Below are 18994 nucleotides of genomic sequence, written 5' to 3' on the forward strand. Positions count from 1 at the left end.
CAGTTTTCCTGCTTCATTCAAGCAGGAAAGCGGGTCTTGTTCGTCTCTGACAGCGCATAAATGCGCTTGTTCCTGTAGGAGTGGCGTGTGACGCGTCATTCTTTTTGTTACGAGATAAGGATGGCAGATCATCATTCTGCCACCCTTATCTTTGTAGAGACTGACTTTTGAGTCAGCCCTTTTTTTATCCTGTTAAACTTGATTTAACGAGTAAAATTTTCCCGCTTTCCTCGGCATCGATATAAGAAACGGCTTGTACATCGAGATGGATATCACGACCGAATAAACGGTACAGCCGTTCCATCAGAATTCGTTCGTCTGATTGACTGAACCGCTCTGCGTCCGGAACATAGTAGATCGATACGCTATCTGTCGTCATTTGAACATATTGAATACGCTCGATACTGTTTGGCAAATGTTTGACGAGACTCGACAGTTGCGCTTCAAAAATCTTTTGACCATCCGGTTTTTGGATGAATGCCCGCCCCCTGCCGTCAATCGATTCGATGATTGGTCCCGGGTGACCACAGGAACAGGTGCGCTGACTGAGCGTCATACGATCTCCGACCCGGTAGCGAATGAGGGGGGTTCCGTGTGTATCAAAACTCGTCACAAGAATCTCCCCGTCTGAATCGAGTTCGATGATCCCCATCTCATGGTGCAGATGTTTTTGACCAAACCGGCATTCAGAAACGATAGGTGCCCCTTCAGACGATGCATATTGATCAAAGACTGGTCCGTGAAACACTTCTTCGATGACTTGGCGCTCTTCCGCGTCGATCCGTTCTGCCGTCGGGAAAATCGCAACCGGTTGACACGTCAAGCGGATCCCTTCTCGCTTCGCGAACCGGGCGAGCTCAATCATCGCTGACGGAAGACCATCAATCGTTTCTGGTTGAAAACGTTCGATGGCTTCAAGATACGCTGCCATCGTCCGTGGGGATAATCGTTTCACCGTGAACAAGAGTTGATTCGCCGCTCGATTCATCCGCCAGTAGACGTCCACCTGTTGACGCTCGGGTACGAGATCCTGTGCCGTAAAGCTGATTCGTCGCATGCCACGGTAGACACCGTGGGTCGCCTTGAAATAATCCAGATGGGCCATGCGAATTTGCATATCCGGTATCGTATATCGTACTTGCAGTGACGTGCCTGTCGTTCCACCCGTTTTCCCTATGATTGGCGCAGCGACATCTGTTTGAATGTCCTCCATGTGTGTTCGTAATATTTCTTTTGATAGTACAGGAATATGTTTTAGTTCGGATAAGTCCGTTAATGGCAGGCGAATGCCGTGTGAAGTGAAGAGCTGACGGTAATAGGGACTGTGTTCAGTACAGAAGCGAAGGAAGTCATTTAAACGATCAAGTTGTTCCGCTTTGACGTCGATCGTCGTATGTTCTCGTTCGAGGAGCATCCGGAACCGTTCTTGATAGACCGGTCCATAACGTTCGCGATGCAATTGATACCCATAGAGGGTTGTGAAGAGGTGCTGGAGAAATAGAGGAGAGCGATTGTAGATCTGCTCTTTGATACCCATGTCATCACGTCCTTTCGCAAGGGAAGTAACGGTTTCGATGTCTCTACAATAGCCTATGTACCTGACAGGAATATGACAAAAATAAGGGAACATGCCTCCTGACAAATTGCTATCACCTTGGACAGGTTCAACGATCATCGCTCTACTATACTGAAAACAAGGAGGTGACAAGATGTGGCTCGAATCGATTCAACGCGTTATTGACTATATCGAAGATCATTTAGAAGACTCGCTCGATCTCAACGTTTTGACAAAAGTCGCTCAGATGCAGGCTTATCCTTTACAACGGGCGTTTTCGTTACTTGCGATGATGACGTTACCGGAATACATCCGAGGACGACGTCTGACGCTCGCAGCGCAACAATTGACACAGACGGACGAAAAAATCATCGATCTCGCCTTACGTTTTGGTTACGAGACGCCGGAAGCTTTCACAAAAGCTTTCAAACGTCAGCATGGTTGTTCGCCGACGTTGATGCGAAACGAGCGACGTCCGATTCACGCCTATAACCGCCTGAGCATTCAGGTGACCTTGAAGGGACTGGAGCAAATGGATTACCAACTCATTGAACGACCGGCTTTACTGATTTCAGGATGGCGAAAACATTTCTCGACGCAAGATGGTGCCCAAAAACAGCTGATTCCGTTGTTTTGGAATGATGTAAATCATTCTGGTCAAGATGCTACTTTGTTCAAACAAAATGACGGTCAGATTGAAGGTGTGATTGGTGTCTGCTCCAATTTCACCGAAACATCGATGGATTATTGGATCGCGACGACGACAACAGAAATCCTTCCCGGTCAGGAAACGATGACGATTCCGGCGAGTCTTTGGGCGACGTTTCCGGTCGTTGGTCCAATGCCGCATGCCATTCAAGAGATGTGGCAGCGTATCTATCAAGAGTGGCTCCCATCGCATGGATATGATCCTCTCCCTCACGCTGAACTCGAAGTTTATTCGGCAGGCGACCCATCTGCCGCCGATTATCAATCTGCCATCTGGATTCCGGTGCGCCCGCGCGACTGATGGTTTCAAGACACACGAAAAAGCGAGATCATCAGTGATCTCGCTTTTTCGTGTGTCATGCATACTGTTGTTTAATCAGTAGTGTCTTTCCACTGATTTCTTTCGGAATTTCCGGTACCGCGCGCATGACGACATTCAATTGTCCGTCAAACAGTCGGTCCAGAACAAAAAAGAGTTTCTTCTCATGTTCTTTCTCGAAGCATCGTTCATCCGGAACATATAATAAAACAACCTCGTCCCGCGTCTCTTGAATGTATTGTACGCGTTCGATACAGTTCGGGAACGCTCGAACGATTCCCGCAAGTTCGCCTTCAAAGACACGGTGTCCGTTTCTGAGTTGAATGAAGCTTCTCCCCCGTCCGTCGATTGAAGCGATGATCGGACCTTGATGACCACAAGGGCACGTTTCCTGACTGAGCGTCATCCGATCACCAACGCGGTAACGGACGAGAGGTGTTCCGTGCGTATCGAAGCTCGTTACAAGAATTTCGCCGTCCTCATCGCGTTCAATGATTCCCATCTCATAATGTAGATGTTTTTTCCCATACGGACATTCAGCGACGATCGGCGCCCCTTCTGACGACGCATACTGGTCATAGATCGGTGCATGGAAGACGTCTTCGACGAGTGCTCGTTCTTCTGCCGTCATCATCTCAGCCGTCGGGAAAATCGCTTTTGGTCGAAACGTACAGGTCATGCCATATTTTTTAGCATATCGTGCGACTTCAATCATTCCTGAAGGCAAACCATCAATCGATTCCGGCTGAAACCGATTCAGTTGTTCAATGTATGCAGCAGCGGTTTTCGGGTTGATGTTTTTAATCGAGAACAACATCTGATTGATGACTTTATTCATTCGCCAATAAACCGGTGCCTTTTGATTCGTCGAAGCAAGGGTTTGACCGGTAAAACTTGCACGGCGCATCCCTTGTTCAACTCCATGGGTCCACTTGAAGAAATCAAGGTGTGCCATCCGGACTTGCATATCTTCCTTCGTATAGTGCACTTGAATCGATTTCCCAGTCGTACCGCCCGTTTTTCCGAGAATCGGGGCATGGACGTGCGCATGGACGTCCTCATTTTGTTGGCGTAAGATTTCTTTCGTCAAAGGGGGAATCTGTTTTAGTTCGTCAATCGATTGTAGCGGGAGCTCTAGTGCAATGGTAGAAAACAATTCCTGATAATATGGACTATGTGTTTGGCAAAAAGAAAGGAAGTCGTTTAATCGATGCAATTGTTCTGCTCGAACGTCAATCGGTCGTCCTAACTTCTGTTTCAGTTCTTGTAAACGTTGCTGATAGGCGGGACCGTATCGTTCATGGAACAGGCGACGTCCTTGTAAAGTCGTCAACAAGTTTTGGATGAAAATCGGTGAGTGAAAGTAGATCGATTCTTTGAGCTGCATGATGTCACTCCTTCCATAGTTAGACCACCTTTTACTGATACTTTCATCTTATTTCCAGTCGCCGCCCATCTCAATTAGTTCTTCGTGAATAAACTTAGCTTTTATTTTCATGGCGATTTATTTTAATGAACTCTGATTCACGAACATCTTCTTACCGATTCTTGAACTTACAACTTTTCTTCCCTCACAAAAAATCCGATCGACGAAGAGAAGTTTCTTCATCAATCGGATTCATACTAGTGTCATTACGTTTTCGCACCTTTTTGTAACATTTGACATCCGTAAGCCCGCAATTTAATCGCTTCGAGTACGAGCGACATCTGTTGCTCATCCAATCGTTCAATCAGCTCTATGATCGTGATCGTCGTTCGTCCATTATACAATTGGACGATCAAGTGGATGATCGCTTCTAACGCTGGACTCGGATAGGGTTCAGCTAGAAATTCACGATCAAAAAACTCACCGCTATCCGGAAAGAAGTAATCCGAGAACCGTTCGAGCACTTGTGGCTGTCCTGTCGCAAGGTACAGCATCGAGACCATCGCTGCATCTTCTCGTTGTTTCGGCTTTAAACGTCTCCACAACAGATCGAATCGTCGTTCATGTCCCTCTTGCATGAATTGTATCGTCTGCATGGTTGAAGCCCCCTTTGTTTTCATTCTTCCTGTTGGTTCTTATCCATATGTTACTATTCCCTATTCCATTCAACTGAATCGTCTCAACATATCCTCTTGCGATTGAACCGACTCGATTGGGGGTACATTACAACAGATATAAGAGAGGAGTTTACATCCATGCCAACGCGCTTAGCTTTAGCCGGAGCCACCGGATACATTGGTCACAATTTATTGAACGAACTAAAGAAAAAATATGACGTCATCGCCCTTTCACGAAATGGTGACGACAAGGACAATGAGGAACGCGTCGAATGGCGATCGTGCGATCTCTTTTCTCTAGACGATACGATCGAAGGTATGAAAGGAGCGGACATCGCTGTCTACCTCGTCCATTCGATGATGCCTTCTGCTAAATTGACACAAGGATCGTTTGAGAATATGGACTTATTGTTAGCCGATAATTTCGCCCGTGCCGCAAAAGAAAACGGCATCCGGCAAATCATCTACTTAAGTGGTATCATCCCCGAGGAAACAGAAAATCTATCGCGTCACTTAAAGAGTCGACTTGAAGTCGAACGCGTTCTCGGTGCATACGAAACACCGGTGACGACGATTCGGGCTGCGTTAATCGTTGGTCCGAAAGGTTCATCGTTCCCAATCTTATCAAAACTCGTCAAACGCCTCCCCGTCATGGCACTCCCACGATGGACACGTAACAAGACTCATCCTGTCGCCTTACCCGACGTCATTCATGCTCTTGGCGAAAGTGTCGACCGTGATGACGTCAAAGACCGAGCCATCGATATCGGTGGACCGGAAGCGATGACCTATAAGGAGATGATCCTTAAAACAGCCGACATCATGGGTAAACGACAACCGACGATCGATATTCCTTTATTGACCGTGAAGTTATCCCGTCTCTGGGTGACACTCGTGTCCGGAGAACCAAAAGAAACCGTCTATCCACTCGTTGAAAGCATGGTCCATGAGATGGTCGCAGATCCAGAAAAAATGGTTCCCGGCATCAGTGACGGTAAAATCACATTCGAACAATCGGTTCGAGATGCGTTAAAAGAGGAGGAGACACAACAAGAATCTTCTTCCTCGTCGTCTTCGACACCAGACGTCCTTGACGTCCGATCTGTCCAACGTGTTCTTTTGCCGAAGGATCGCGATGCCGACTGGGCAGCCGACGATTATATGAACTGGTTGTCATCATTTGCCCGCCCCTTCCTATCGTCAACCGTGCAGGATCAAGTCGTCGGAATCCACATTCCGTTTTACGAACAACCGCTGCTTGAATTGACGAAGGAAGCGATTCACGATCGACACATGGCGACGTACCGGATTACCGGTGGATTGTTTGCAAAAGTCGAGCAAGATAGCCGTGGTCGGATTGAATTCCGGCAAATTCCCGATACGCAGGAATGTATCATCGCCATCCATGAATTCGTCCCTGCCTTACCGTGGATACTCTACAAGGCAACACAGGCGAACGTTCACTTGCTTGTGATGTACCTCTTTAAATTACACTTGTTGCGTCGGATCCATTCGACGGAACAAGAATCGACACGCGCGGACGAAATCGTTCCGTCATCTTGATCCCGATCAAAACGATTCGCCTCTTCCTTGGCGAATCGTTTTTTGACGTTTGCAGAAGGATGACGAAACGGAAAAAATCGTGATACACTGGACGATGACTGAAAGAAAGGGGTTTCATTGCATGCGCTCATTTGAGGAACGATTATCGAACCAACTCGAGGCGACGGCTTCACTCGCCACATTGATTCAACCTTCAACGGATCAACTCCGTTTAGATAAACTAGATAAATTCGCTACAAAACTATTAAAACGAGAGTTCACGATTGCGTTTGCCGGTCACTTTTCTGCTGGAAAATCGAGCATGATCAACGCCTTGACGGGTGAATCGGTCTTACCGACGAGTCCGATTCCGACGAGTGCGAACATCGTGACCCTTCAGCAAGGTGAGATGGATTCAGCAATCGTTCACTTTCATGAACAGCCGTCTGTTCGTCTGACAGCAATAGAGCAAGAGGAGCATCTTCAATCGCTTGGGAAAAGTGGTGATGTCCGACAAATCGATTTGACGCATGCCGCGTCCGCGCTGCCTCCTGGTCTCGTCTTGATGGATACACCGGGCGTCGACTCGGTTGATGATGCCCACCGTGTCTCAACGGAGTCTGCCCTTCACTTGGCTGACATCTTGTTTTACGTCATGGATTACAATCATGTTCAATCCGAATTGAACTTCATGGTGACGGATAAATTACAAGCTGCCGTGCCGGAATTATATTTAATCGTCAATCAAATCGATAAACATCGTGACGATGAACTCTCATTCGATGCCTTCCGTCGTTCGGTTCATGCGTCCTTCGCCGAACACGGTGTCGTACCGAAAGGGATTTTCTTTACGAGCCTACGGGACCCCGCCCATCCGCATAACGATTTCACGGAAGTCGAACAACTCGTCAAACAAAGCATTCGCGACGCTCAACCGAAGTTGTTGACTTCTGCCGCTCTGACACTTGAAAGTCTTCACCAGGAGCATACACGTTATCTCACACGTCTCGTCTCAGAATCTCACGAGACGATGGCTGAGCAATTGAATGACGCTGAACGACGGGATCCGGCGAAAATCGAAACTGAATTAGCGCATGTCTTGCAACAGTTAGAAGCACGTCAACCGGACCGCTGGGTACAGACGTTTTCGCTGCATCGGGATCAACTTTTGAAAAATGCGACATTGATGCCGTTCGAGTTACGCGAGAAGATGCGTCGCTTCCTCGAGTCACGTCAGCGTGATTTTAAGGTTGGATTATTCCGTAGCGCGAAAAAAACGGAAGCGGCTCAAGCGGAAATCGCACAAGACGTGCTCCGTGCCTATCAGACAGTGACTGCTTCCGAAATTTCGCTTCATTTACGTAACTTGATGAAACAATCGTTACGTGACCTTGATCTCCTGCAGGATAAGCATATCGTCGCAATCGATCAGCTCTCACTCGACCCACCGCTTTCCGTACTCGAAAGTGCCTTGCCAACCGGTATTACGATCACAGGTGAATCAGTGCTCCAGTTCACGAATCGTGTCGCCGAACAGACACAAGCATGGTTCGTCAAGGAAACGAACGCGTGGCGTGAGCTTATTCGTCAAGAGTTGACGGTAACTTTCCCGAAAGAGCAAGCTGAGCTATTGCAGCAACAGACGACACTCCAGCATAAATGGAATAGCGTTCAGGCATGGCAACAGGCTACCGTATCACTCGAACGATATGAGCATGGCGTTGCGAGTCCCTCCGACCAACAACTCGAACAGGCTCGGACGCAAGTTTCCGTCTGGGAGGAGCAATTGATTCAGCAAGAAGCGGCGATCGTTTCCTTTACCGGGTACGAATCAGTGATAGAAACTACTGCGTTTGAAATTGCGACGACGATCAGTGAGCAACAAGCCGTCCGTTATGCACCGGAAGACGTCGCTCAAATCCGTCAGCATCTGAATGGTCTTCAAGGTTTTGAAGATGCCGTCGCTTATTTGAATGACAAATTGGACCGACTGACACACCAATCGTTCACGATTGCCTTATTCGGTGCCTTCAGTGCCGGAAAATCATCGTTTTGCAATGCCTTACTCGGAGATAAGGTCCTCCCAGTCTCTCCGAATCCGACGACCGCATCGATCAACCGGATTCACCCGGTTGACGCTGCACACCCGCACGGCGTGGCAGAAGTCACGTTCAAGTCGGAAGCAGCGATGCTCGAGGACTTAAATGAAGCGATGGTCGAAACGATGACGTTCGAGTCAACGAAACAGGCATACGATACGCTCTTACCACGTACCGCGTCACTGACGGATCCGTTCTTACGTGCTTTCTTGAAAGGATTCCCTGCCGTTCAATCCTTCATCGGTACCGTTCAGACGGTCGATCAAGACGCTTTTAAACAGTATGTCGCGCAGGAAGAACGAAGCTGTTTCGTAGATGTCATCGATTTCTATTACGATAGCCCGCTAACACGTCTCGGCGTGACGCTCGTCGATACACCGGGAGCAGATTCAATCAATGCCCGTCATACTGATGTCGCTTTTGATTACATCAAGAACGCGGATGCGATTTTATTCGTCACGTACTTCAATCATGCCTTCGCCCGCGCTGACCGTGAATTCTTGATTCAACTCGGTCGTGTCAAAGACGCATTCGAACTCGATAAGATGTTCTTCCTCGTCAACGCGATTGATCTCGCTGCGTCTGATAGCGAACGTCAAGATGTCTTGAACTATGTCGCGACGGAATTGCAACGCTTCGGGATTCGATCGCCTCGACTGTATGGCGTCTCGAGCTTACAAGGACTCATCGAAAAGCAACAAGAACGATCGGATTCAACTTCCGGTTTACCTGAATTCGAGGAGGCATTTCATCACTTCCTAGCAGAGGATTTGACCGGTCTCGCCAAAGTATCGTTGTCTGAGCAGACGGAAAAGACCGTCCAGCGACTCGAACGATTTATCGCTGCGACTGAAGCGAATCTGTTGCGAAAAGAAGAACGGTTGGCTGAGCTGTCTGCTTTAGAACAGCAGGTCACGGATCGTTTCGAAGACAATCGCGCCGCTTTGATCGAACCTGCACTCAAAGCAGAGATCCATGAGCTGTTGCACCATGTCGTACAACGCATTTATTACCGTTTCCCTGACTTTTTCAAGGAAGCCTATAATCCTGTTCGTTTTGCTCAAACTAGCAAAGGAGTGGCATTACAGGATGCGTTAACGGAACTGTTGACGTTCCTTCGGTTCGATTTTGAACAAGAGCTCCGGGTCACACATTTCCGTGTCGACCAATGGCTCGAAGCGGCCTTGATCCGGCGTCAACAAGAGGAGCAACAGTTGCTAGAGCAATGGAACGAATCCTTCCAGCTCGCGCCTGTCACGGTCTCTCGATTAAACGAAATGACGTTTGACGGACCCTTCGAAGATGCAACGCCTTATGTCGGCGTCAAACGCCACTTCCGGAATGCGAAAGCCTTCTTTGAGAAAAATGAGAAGGAGCAGTTGAAGGAGGAGCTTGCGACATTAACTAAACAAGAAGCGCTCGCGTATACTGCCACTCAAGAAGAACGCTTGCTTGCAGTTGCGGCGACACATCTGGACGTTTCTTTGACAGCCGTTTCAGAGCACCTGTTACGCCAAACACTCGAGCAACTTGAAAGTGAACGCGCAACGTTACAGGCACAAGAGACGCTGACCCCTTATAAACAAGCAGCGAAGCAGATTCGCAGTCTGACGCAACACGTCACTTCATAAAATACAATCGTTCAACACAAAAGACCGGAGCGCGATGCGTTCCGGTCTTTTTTCTTCATCGCGCAGGTGTCGGCCAGTACGACTGAAAATAGTGGACGATGTATTGATGAACGTGTCGGACGACAGGACGTAATTCCGTCCCGACGAGTCGGTTCAACGAGACATCCCATAACATCGGTGGGTCGAACGGGATGATTTTAATGTCATCCGCATGATGAAACCGTAGTATCGGTTCCGGTAGGATCGAGATGACGTCAAGTTCTTGGACCATCCCGATCAACAAGTCCCATGCCCCTGACATGAAGAAGATATTCGGTTCTTGCTGCACTTTACGAAACTCCGATAGTATTTGATGATGCAACATGAATCGGTCGTTCAAGATGACGAGTGGTTCATTTCCGATATCACGATACGATAGCGCTTCTTTTGCTTGAAACGGGTGATTCGGACGCACGGCGACGACGACCTCATCTTCGATTAATCGAAAACGTTCGATACCATAGGATTCGCCTGGTTCAATCAAAATCGCCAAGTCGAGTTCTTCAAGTAACAGTCGACGCTTGAGTTCAAACGCCCCCTCTTCGATGATTTCGAGTTCAATGCCAGGGTGTTCCGCCATGAACTTCGGAATCAACTGCGAAAATAAGACAGGGAGGATGACGGGGGGAATTCCGAGACGAACTTTCCCTCGGACGACGTTCGAGCGTTCACGCAGATGTCCCATCAATGCTTGATGACGTGTCAAAACGATCTTCGCATCCTCATACAATTGACGTCCCGTTTCCGATAATCCTGTCAATCGTCCGTGCTTTCGAATGAACAGTTCTACTTGCTCCAGCTGTTCGAAATCGCGGATCATCTGACTAAGCGCCGGTTGTGAGATCGACAAGTGCTTCGAAGCACGCGTTAAATTATAGCCTTGCTCGACGATCGTCGTAAAAAAGAGCAATTGTCGAATATCCACTTACATCCCCCCTTATTCATCAAACCAGCGATTTTTTTTGAAGAACAGAATCATCCCTAAAGCGAGGAGTCCCATTGCCCCTAACGTCACAAAATAACCATACCGGGTCGTCAGTTCTGGCATATGTTCAAAGTTCATCCCATATATACCGGCGATGAACGTCAACGGCATGAAAATCGTCGTGAAGATCGTCAATGTCTTCATGATACTATTCATCCGGTACGAGTTGAGGGAGATGAAATTATCCCGAAACTCAGACGTCATCAATCGGTTGTATTCAATCATTTCCGATAACTTCAATAAGTGATCGTAAAGATCGCGAAAGAATGCCTGTTTCTTCGGATGAATCGATAACCGCTTCGATTCAACGACACGATACAATAAGTCCCGCATCGGCATGACCGTCCGCGAGATTCGAAGTAACCGCGCGCGTAGTTCGAAAATCTCCTCCATCAACCGACGATCGTTTCCACGCGTCCGGTAGCGTTCCTCAAGCGCAAACAATTCATCTTCCGTCGCATGAACGATCGGAAAATAACCATCGACGATCTTGTCCATGATTTTATGAACGAGGTCGACCGTTTCTTGTTTATCGAGGCGTTGGCTACACTGTTCAAACACGATATCAATTTCTGGCGAAGATTGCTCATGGTAGCTGACGAGATGCCGGTCGCTTGCGAACAAATTGATTTCGCGACTCTTCAACGTTCCTTCATCGAGCGCATGAAGGACAAAAAAGCTATGTTCTGTATAATATTCAAGCTTCGGGCGTTGTAAGTAATGGAAACAATCTTCAATTGCTAGCGGATGAAAATCAAAGACCTCAATCAATTTTTGCTTTTCTGCATCTGTCGGTTGATCGAAATCAACGAAATAACGTGTGATGCCCGATTCCTGTATCCGACTTACATCATCGCTCAAAATGATTGTGTCATTCGCATCGATCAGTATACAACGAATCAACTTTTTCTCCCCCTTTTCCTATGTAAGCGTACTACATTTTTTCACATGCAACAAAAAAAGGATTCCTCTGAAGAGAAATCCTTTTCATATAGCAATCAACCATGTTCAATATAGAAACCGCTCCAATAGACCTGACGATACGTAAATTCTTTACCGCTTTTCGTCGTCACAAGCATTTCATCTTCTGCCATGACGGCAATTTTAATGGGTACTTCACCGTGATCAGTCAAATAATTGAGGATTTCAAGATGCCGATTTAACCAAAGACGACGGCGGAACCAACGAAAACGACTGAATGCCGCACTGAAGTGGAGTAAGGCGAGCGCAAGGATAATTAAAGCAAACGGAAGTGGAATATCGAACAACGCAATCAAATATACATCTGCAATCAGCAAGGATAACGAGAGACCCATTTCCGTCATCTCCATGAAAGATGCTTTATAGGTCGCGAAGTAGGTCATCACACGAAATAGGAAGATGACCGTGAGGTACGGTACGAAGTACATTTGAAACACATGGTCCGTGCCGCTGTTGACGAACATGAGCAGTGGCAGGAAGAATAGCAATTTCCAGATTAGGATGGCGGAATAAAATAAAGTATGATCCGTGTAGCGTCTGCGTACGATGGCTTGACTCATATTCATTGCCTTCCCCTCCTTCATGATGGACCGTTTCAAAGTCGATGATGACAGGACATGATGCCTATAAGGGTATGTTTCCGAATTCAACTGTTTCTAATCGTCAAATTCACAGTTTTTAGAAACTGTATATTTAGTATACGTCATGACGCGCCAAATGGTTCACTTTCCCCATCATTTCCCATCATTCGATGTGCTGCTAATCCGATACCTACTCTCGCTAGTCGCCTGGATCTTCTACTGCTACAATTAAAGATATTCCAATTGAACAGAATCGAGTTGAATCTTTCATGTACACCCATATCATCATCGGCGCCGGAATTCTCGGTGCCTCGACGGCCTATCATTTATCGAAGGCTGGTGAACGCGTCTTACTCGTCGATCGGAAAGAACCCGGTCGAGCCTCTCATGCGGCAGCCGGTATTATCTGTCCATGGATGACACAGCGACGAAATAAGGCATGGTACCAATTAGCGAATAACGGCGCTCATTTTTACAAAACATTGATTCCTGAACTGGAAGCACTCGGTGAGACCAGTACGGGTTATCAGCAAGTTGGCACAATCGCCTTACACGAAACATCAAAAATCGAAAAGATGGAGACGATTGCGCAAAACCGTTTTCCGGAAGCTCCTGCCATCGAACGTATCGAACGACTGGACCAAGATCGTGTCAAAACGCTCTTTCCACTCGTCGAACAGATCGAGGATGCCTTATTCGTTTCCGGTGGTGCACGCGTTGACGGACGTGCCTTGTGTGCTGCACTGATTCGTGGTGCTGTCGAACTCGGTGCGACCGTCCTAGAAGGAGATGCTTCTCTTGTCGTAGACAAGGGAGTCGTCACTGGTATAACTATGGAAAATGAACAGTACTCGGCAGAACAGTTCATTTTAACGGCGGGCGTCTGGTTAAATGATCTTCTCCGCCCGCTTGAGCTTAAAATCGATTTGCATCCGGAGAAAGGACAGATCCTACAACTCGATTTGACGGACTCTACATCAACGACATGGCCCGTCGTCATGGGACAACGTGGATTATATCTCGTCTCCATCCACGAAGGGAAACTGATCGTCGGTTCAACACACGAAAAGCAGACCGACTATGACTTGAAACCGACCGTCAAGGGGATGCATGCCTTATTGAATCGCGCCTTACCTGTCTTACCGCGTCTCGAGGAAACAACGATTGACGAACTGCGCATCGGATTACGTCCTTATACGAAAAATTCGTTACCTGTCATCGGTCCCCTTCAAGATCATCCAAACGTGTTCTTAGCGAACGGACTCGGTGCATCCGGTTTGACGATCGGACCTTATCTCGGTAGCCAATTAGCGAAGCTTGCACGTCATCAAACACCTGATATTGAATGGACGACTTATGAGCCGACCTACGTCTCTCTCGACTCCTGACCCACTCTATACTTCACTTTGAAAGGAAGTACACCATTGTCCATGAAACCAATCGTTCCTCTTGAATTATTCGATGCTTTAGATATCCGTGTTGGTACAATCCAGTCGATTTCACATCGTACAGACGGCTCGATTCAGCTTGAACTACAATTCGACGGCTTTACGCGTTCTTTTTCACTCGCTTGGGAATCACTACGACCGGATGTCCATGAATTGCTTGGAAAACAAGCGATTGCCGTGTTGAATGTACCTGGTCGTACGCCTGAAGAGTCGGGGCGGTTGCTTGAGATCGGACGTTCGGAACAATGGATGCCGATCCTCGTCGTACCGGAACATCCGATTCCGGAAGGCGCTCGAATCGAATAAACGCTTTCACCCACAAAAATACTCCCCTGCATCGCTTCTACACAGAAGCTTACAAGCGGGAGTATTTTTAGTTTTTTCGCTGTTACATTTTTTCTAAATAATGTACGCTGAATCGTTCATTGTCATCGATCCAGCAATTGACTGAATGAAAACCGCTTTGACGGGCAAGTGTCTCAAACTCTTCTTTACTGTACTTATAGGAGTTTTCCGTATGAATCGTTTCCCCTTGTTTAAACGGAACCGTCACATCTCCAACTTGCACGAGTTGATCGAGTTGACTCCGAAGATGCATTTCGATTCGTCCTTTTTCTTTATTATAAAAAGCATGATGTTCGAATCGTGTCACATCAAACGTTCCCTCGAGCATCTGATTCAAATGCGTCAACATGTTCAAATTGAATGCCGCCGTGACGCCGGCTGCATCGTTATAAGCCCGTTCAAGCACATCAACAGACTTTTTCAAATCAACACCAATCAAGAATCCATCTCCCGTTTCAAGAATTCGTGAGGAATGACGTAAGAAGCGCATCGCTTCCTCCGGTTCAAAGTTACCGATCGTCGATCCCGGGAAAAAGATGACTCGTTTTTGAGACTCCTCGACCGGTAAAGAAATCGATTGTGAGTAATCCCCACAGACCGCTTTAATATGCAGCGCAGGATACCGTTCCGACAATTGGCGTGCAGATTCCATCAGGAAGTCTTTTGAAATATCAATTGGCATATACGTGTCGAGATGTGTAAATGTCTCCAGTAACATCTGGATTTTTCGACTGCTGCCACTTCCATATTCAATCAGTGTATGCACATCGCCGATACTTCGTGCGATCTCCGCACGATGCTGCTCCAAGATGGCGAGTTCTGTCCGTGTCGGATAATATTCCGGTTGTTGCGTAATCTGTTCGAACAATTGGGATCCGATATGATCATAAAAATATTTTGCCGGTAAGACCTTTTGTTCTCGCATCAGGCCTTCGATGACTTCTAAACGCATGTTTTGTTGCGGCGTATATAAATCGTAGCCAATGACTGTCTCTCGCATCACATGTCACCTGCCAATCGGAAGCCGCCAAATAACCAACGTTTATCAGGCGGGAAGAAGTTGCGGTATGTCTCGCGAATGTGATCGTCAGGCGTCACGCACGCTCCTCCACGCAGTACCATTTGATTACACATGAACTTCGCATTGTATTCCCCGAGTGCTCCTTCGAGCGGTTTACTGCCTGGATATGAACTATAAGCGCTCGACGTCCACTCCCATACGTTTCCGAACATGCTCGCAAGCGTCGTCTCTGACTCTTCAACGGCTACCGGATGGAAGGCTCCGCTTCCCATCATATTACGCTTCGTGACAGAATCGACTTGGCGAGATGCCCATTCCCATTCCGCTTCTGTCGGCAAGCGTTTCCCTATAAAGCGACTATAAGCGTCCGCCTCATAAAAACTGACATGACAGACCGGTTCATCGAGACGAAGTGGTTCGACACCGTTCATCGTAAAGATCGTCCACTCTCCCGCGTCATCCTTCATCCAATATAACGGGGCTTTCCAGCCTTCTTTTTGCACCGTCGCAAAGCCGTCAGATAACCAATACTCTGATTTTTCATAGCCCCCTGCTTCAATGAACGCCAAATACTCACCGTTCGTGACAGGACGCGTCGCGAGTTCAAATGGATGCAGCCACGTTTTATGACGTGGACTTTCGTTGTCGAACGCAAATCCGTCTCCTGTATGACCAATCTCGACGAGTCCTTCCTCGAATTGGATAAACGATGTTTCCTTGACTGCATTTTCAGGCACATCTGATGCCAACGACTTTGATTGATAAGCAGGTAACAGTGGATTCGTGAAAAAGTTATACTTCACGTCCATCAAGATCAATTCCTGGTGTTGTTGTTCGTGTTGTAGTCCCATCTCGACTAACGCTTCGATTTTCCGTTGGTCTTCTGGAGTCCGTTCTTCCTTCAAGAACTCGACCATTTGTCCATCAACATATGCCCGGTAAGCAATGATGTCCTCGACGGTCGGACGTGACAACATCCCTCGTTGTTGACGAGGCTGGTAAGGACCGATCGAGTTGTAGTATGAATTGAACAGATAATTGTACTTCGGATGGAAAACGCGATAGTCTTCACTATATTCCTGTAGTATCATCCGTTCAAAAAACCAGGTCGTATGAGCGATGTGCCATTTCGGCGGACTCACGTCTGAATTCGCTTGAATGATGAAGTCTTCTGCTTCGAGCGGTTCAATCAAGGCAATTGATTGGTTACGAACAGTGGCAAATTTTTCGATTAAGTACGATGTCGTTTCAAATAGCATGTCAATCACTCCCTATCCAAAATATTCCGAATCTTTTGGTCCATTTGATGTATACCCCTCCTATGGAAGAGTTATGCTAAAGAAACAAAAAAAGTCCGCCCCGTTAAGAGCGAACTGATCATTTTAATATACTTTATCGCCGTTGAAGATCGAGTTCTTGACGACGACGTAGTCGACCGTCCGAATCGCCTGCAATTTGTTCCCGCCAGCATACGAAATTGCCGATTGTAAATCTTGCTCCATCTCGATCAACGTATCCACAAGACTCCCTTTATGCTCGACGAACATCTTCTTTCCTTCAACGTTCTTGCGTTCCCCTTTTTGGAACTCAGAAGCAGAACCGAAATATTCCTTGACGAGCACTCCGTCCACCTCATGTGTCTCACCAGGCGATTCTTCATGCCCTGCGAAGAGTGAACCGATCATGACCATCGACGCACCGAACCGGACTGACTTCGCGATATCGCCATGCGTCCGAATCCCACCATCCGCAATAATCGGTTTACTTGCTGCTTTTGCACACCAACGAAGTGCCGCGAGTTGCCAACCACCTGTACCGAATCCTGTCTTAATCTTCGTGATACACACTTTACCTGGTCCGATCCCGACTTTTGTTGCATCGGCTCCCGCATTCTCAAGTTCACGCACCGCTTCCGGTGTCCCGACGTTACCAGCGATGACGAAACTTGCTGGTAGAAGCGACTTGATGTGGCGAATCATCTGAATGACGGCTTCCGAATGACCGTGTGCGATATCGATCGTGATGTATTCCGGAGTCAGCCCTTCTGCTGCGAGCTGTTCGATCAGCTGATATTCCTCTTCCTTGACACCGACGCTAATTGAAGCGAACAGTTGACGTTCTTGCATCATGCGAACGAATGCCAAACGACGAGCCGGCTCGAATCGATGCATGATATAGAAATAATCGCCTTCCGCTAAGAACAAAGCGATCGATTCATCAATGATCGTTTGCATGTTTGCCGGTACGACCGGAAGCTTGAAACGACGACCACCGAACTCGACTGACGTATCACATTCCGAACGACTACCAACGATTGATTTTGCTGGAATTAATTGAATATCTTCATAATCGAATACTACATCCATGAATAACACCTCTAATTACGAATATTTTTTAATATATTGGCGATAATCATTCGCCCCTTGACTACTATAACGAACTGTCCTCATAGTGTCAAAGAAATTTTCGCATTTTTAAGGTTTTTCAAGAACTTTATTCAGATATCACCAGTTAAATGTTCGGATTTTACTGATTTTGACGTTGTAAATCTGTCAACCAATGTTCTTCCCAGTCAAAATAGCTTGTTGCTTCGGATGCTTCAAACACATGATCAGGATAAGGCAGTGCTAGAGGAGGACGCTCCTGTTTTGGAAAATATGCCAGTTGTTTCGATTCTCCATCGATCGCTTCGAGCGTTCCCCCGACAACCTCACACTCGAATACCGTCGCTACGTATTCAACTTCGTTTCCATCTGGGTACGTCAAACGAAACGACTCTCCACCGAAGGTCGCAATCAGACGAACCGGTCGGACGAATAGACCCGTTTCTTCATAGACTTCGCGAATGACTGCTTGCGCAGGAGATTCTCCCAGTTCGATCGCTCCAGCAGGCAAACTCCAAAACGGACCTCCTGGATCCTGAAAGAGGATGTGACCTGCTTCGTTTCGAATGATTGCTGCGACGCATGGTGTAAAAAGACGTTGCGTTCCGACAAGTTGGCGTAAATTAGCATAGTAATCAGAGATTGGCATGTTTTGACTCCTCTCGATCTTCTTTTAATAGGGCAAACAAAATAAAGTCTTCCCAGGCATCGTTGATGAAAAGATTTTGTTTCGCGATTCCTTCTTTACGAAATCCAACTTTCTCAAGGACACGGATCGAGCCGATATTCTCCGGCATGACTTCAGCACGGATCCGGTGGAACTGGTGGACATCAAATAAATGATCGACGAACAATCCGACTGCTTGCGCCATATATCCTCGTCCTGAAAAGGCCGCATCCAGTTGATAGCCGATCATGCACGTCTCCGCTGGTCCACGTTGAACGAACATCGCCGAAACATCCCCAATCAACTGGTCCGTCTCGGATAAAAAGACCCCATACGCATAATAAGCATCTTGACGCATCAACTCTTGGTGACGATGAATCCGTTCTCGTTGCCCTTCGATCGTGTATTGTTCTGGTGAAGGCTTGATTGGCATCCAGTATTCAAAGTGATCACGATTTCGTAAGTTCACCTCAAGGACCGCCGCTGCATCTTCCAAGATGTACGGACGAATGTATACAGGAAACATATAACGCTCCTCCATTTCCATTATTATCTTTAGTTCAAGAAGTTTGCGTGTTTCATAATTCATGTAGCGGGAATCTACATAATAGTTTCATTACATTACAGTGACAGCATACTATAGAGA

The 18994-nt window shown here is 47.2% G+C and carries 16 protein-coding genes; 5 read left to right on the forward strand and 11 right to left on the reverse strand.

The window, feature by feature from the left end; genetic code table 11:
- Nucleotides 1-184: 184 nt before the first annotated feature.
- Nucleotides 185-1537: a phenylacetate--CoA ligase family protein gene (locus tag K7G97_RS09540; RefSeq protein ID WP_223040449.1), complete on the reverse strand. Its 1353-nt coding sequence runs from the start codon at nucleotides 1535-1537 to the stop codon at nucleotides 185-187.
- 172 nt (nucleotides 1538-1709) lie between these two features.
- On the opposite strand from K7G97_RS09540, the gene K7G97_RS09545 reads away from it, so the two are divergent.
- Nucleotides 1710-2564, forward strand: coding sequence for an AraC family transcriptional regulator (locus K7G97_RS09545; protein WP_223040450.1), 855 nt, complete (start codon nucleotides 1710-1712; stop codon nucleotides 2562-2564).
- Between the two features lie 55 nt (nucleotides 2565-2619).
- On the opposite strand, the gene K7G97_RS09550 is transcribed toward K7G97_RS09545, so the two are convergent.
- Nucleotides 2620-3969 carry a phenylacetate--CoA ligase family protein gene (locus K7G97_RS09550; protein WP_223040451.1) on the reverse strand — a complete coding sequence of 450 codons (1350 nt, stop codon included), beginning with the start codon at nucleotides 3967-3969 and terminating at the stop codon, nucleotides 2620-2622.
- A 245-nt stretch (nucleotides 3970-4214) separates the two neighbouring features.
- A complete protein-coding gene (locus tag K7G97_RS09555; RefSeq protein ID WP_223040452.1) occupies nucleotides 4215-4604 on the reverse strand; it encodes a hypothetical protein in 390 nt (129 codons plus the stop codon).
- Nucleotides 4605-4763: 159 nt separating this feature from the next.
- Here K7G97_RS09555 and K7G97_RS09560 point away from each other — a divergent pair, with 159 nt between their 5' ends.
- Both K7G97_RS09560 and K7G97_RS09565 read left to right on the forward strand, forming a co-directional pair.
- Entirely contained in the window at nucleotides 4764-6188 is a 1425-nt protein-coding gene (locus K7G97_RS09560) for an NAD(P)H-binding protein (RefSeq protein WP_223040453.1), read from the forward strand.
- A gap of 121 nt (nucleotides 6189-6309) precedes the next feature.
- Nucleotides 6310-9897 (forward strand): dynamin family protein, encoded by a 3588-nt coding sequence (locus tag K7G97_RS09565; RefSeq protein WP_223040454.1) that lies wholly within the window; start codon nucleotides 6310-6312, stop codon nucleotides 9895-9897.
- A 55-nt stretch (nucleotides 9898-9952) separates the two neighbouring features.
- Here the strand turns inward: K7G97_RS09565 and K7G97_RS09570 are convergent, their stop codons facing one another.
- The 3 genes from K7G97_RS09570 to K7G97_RS09580 form a co-directional block, all read right to left on the reverse strand.
- Complete coding sequence (locus K7G97_RS09570) at nucleotides 9953-10861, reverse strand: LysR family transcriptional regulator (protein ID WP_023468518.1); 909 nt, start codon at nucleotides 10859-10861, stop codon at nucleotides 9953-9955.
- A gap of 12 nt (nucleotides 10862-10873) precedes the next feature.
- Complete coding sequence (gene corA, locus K7G97_RS09575) at nucleotides 10874-11824, reverse strand: magnesium/cobalt transporter CorA (protein WP_223040455.1); 951 nt, start codon at nucleotides 11822-11824, stop codon at nucleotides 10874-10876.
- Nucleotides 11825-11919: 95 nt separating this feature from the next.
- A complete protein-coding gene (locus tag K7G97_RS09580) occupies nucleotides 11920-12468 on the reverse strand; it encodes a hypothetical protein (protein ID WP_023468520.1) in 549 nt (182 codons plus the stop codon).
- A 284-nt stretch (nucleotides 12469-12752) separates the two neighbouring features.
- On the opposite strand from K7G97_RS09580, the gene K7G97_RS09585 reads away from it, so the two are divergent.
- Together K7G97_RS09585 and K7G97_RS09590 are read left to right on the forward strand one after the other, a co-directional pair.
- A complete protein-coding gene (locus K7G97_RS09585) occupies nucleotides 12753-13871 on the forward strand; it encodes an NAD(P)/FAD-dependent oxidoreductase (protein ID WP_223040456.1) in 1119 nt (372 codons plus the stop codon).
- Nucleotides 13872-13913: 42 nt separating this feature from the next.
- Nucleotides 13914-14237, forward strand: a complete 324-nt coding sequence (locus tag K7G97_RS09590; RefSeq protein ID WP_223040457.1) for a hypothetical protein — start codon at nucleotides 13914-13916, stop codon at nucleotides 14235-14237.
- Between the two features lie 82 nt (nucleotides 14238-14319).
- Here K7G97_RS09590 and egtD read toward each other — a convergent pair whose 3' ends face one another.
- The 5 genes from egtD to K7G97_RS09615 form a co-directional block, all read right to left on the reverse strand.
- Complete coding sequence (gene egtD, locus K7G97_RS09595) at nucleotides 14320-15276, reverse strand: L-histidine N(alpha)-methyltransferase (protein WP_223040458.1); 957 nt, start codon at nucleotides 15274-15276, stop codon at nucleotides 14320-14322.
- On the reverse strand, nucleotides 15276-16556 hold the full coding sequence (gene egtB, locus K7G97_RS09600) for an ergothioneine biosynthesis protein EgtB (RefSeq protein WP_223040459.1): 1281 nt from the start codon (nucleotides 16554-16556) through the stop codon (nucleotides 15276-15278). The genes egtD and egtB overlap by 1 nt, the downstream gene beginning before the upstream one ends.
- Nucleotides 16557-16679: 123 nt before the next feature.
- Complete coding sequence (gene guaC, locus K7G97_RS09605; RefSeq protein WP_195864874.1) at nucleotides 16680-17663, reverse strand: GMP reductase; 984 nt, start codon at nucleotides 17661-17663, stop codon at nucleotides 16680-16682.
- A 160-nt stretch (nucleotides 17664-17823) separates the two neighbouring features.
- Nucleotides 17824-18330, reverse strand: coding sequence for an NUDIX domain-containing protein (locus K7G97_RS09610; RefSeq protein WP_223040460.1), 507 nt, complete (start codon nucleotides 18328-18330; stop codon nucleotides 17824-17826).
- The gene (locus K7G97_RS09615) at nucleotides 18317-18874 is read right to left on the reverse strand and encodes a GNAT family N-acetyltransferase (protein ID WP_055968428.1); all 558 of its coding nucleotides are present in this window, start codon (nucleotides 18872-18874) and stop codon (nucleotides 18317-18319) included. Before K7G97_RS09615 ends, K7G97_RS09610 begins: the two co-directional genes overlap by 14 nt.
- Between the last annotated feature and the right edge of the window lie 120 nt (nucleotides 18875-18994).

It is taken from the genome of Exiguobacterium acetylicum, assembly GCF_019890935.1.
GTDB lineage: Bacteria > Bacillota > Bacilli > Exiguobacteriales > Exiguobacteriaceae > Exiguobacterium_A > Exiguobacterium_A abrahamii.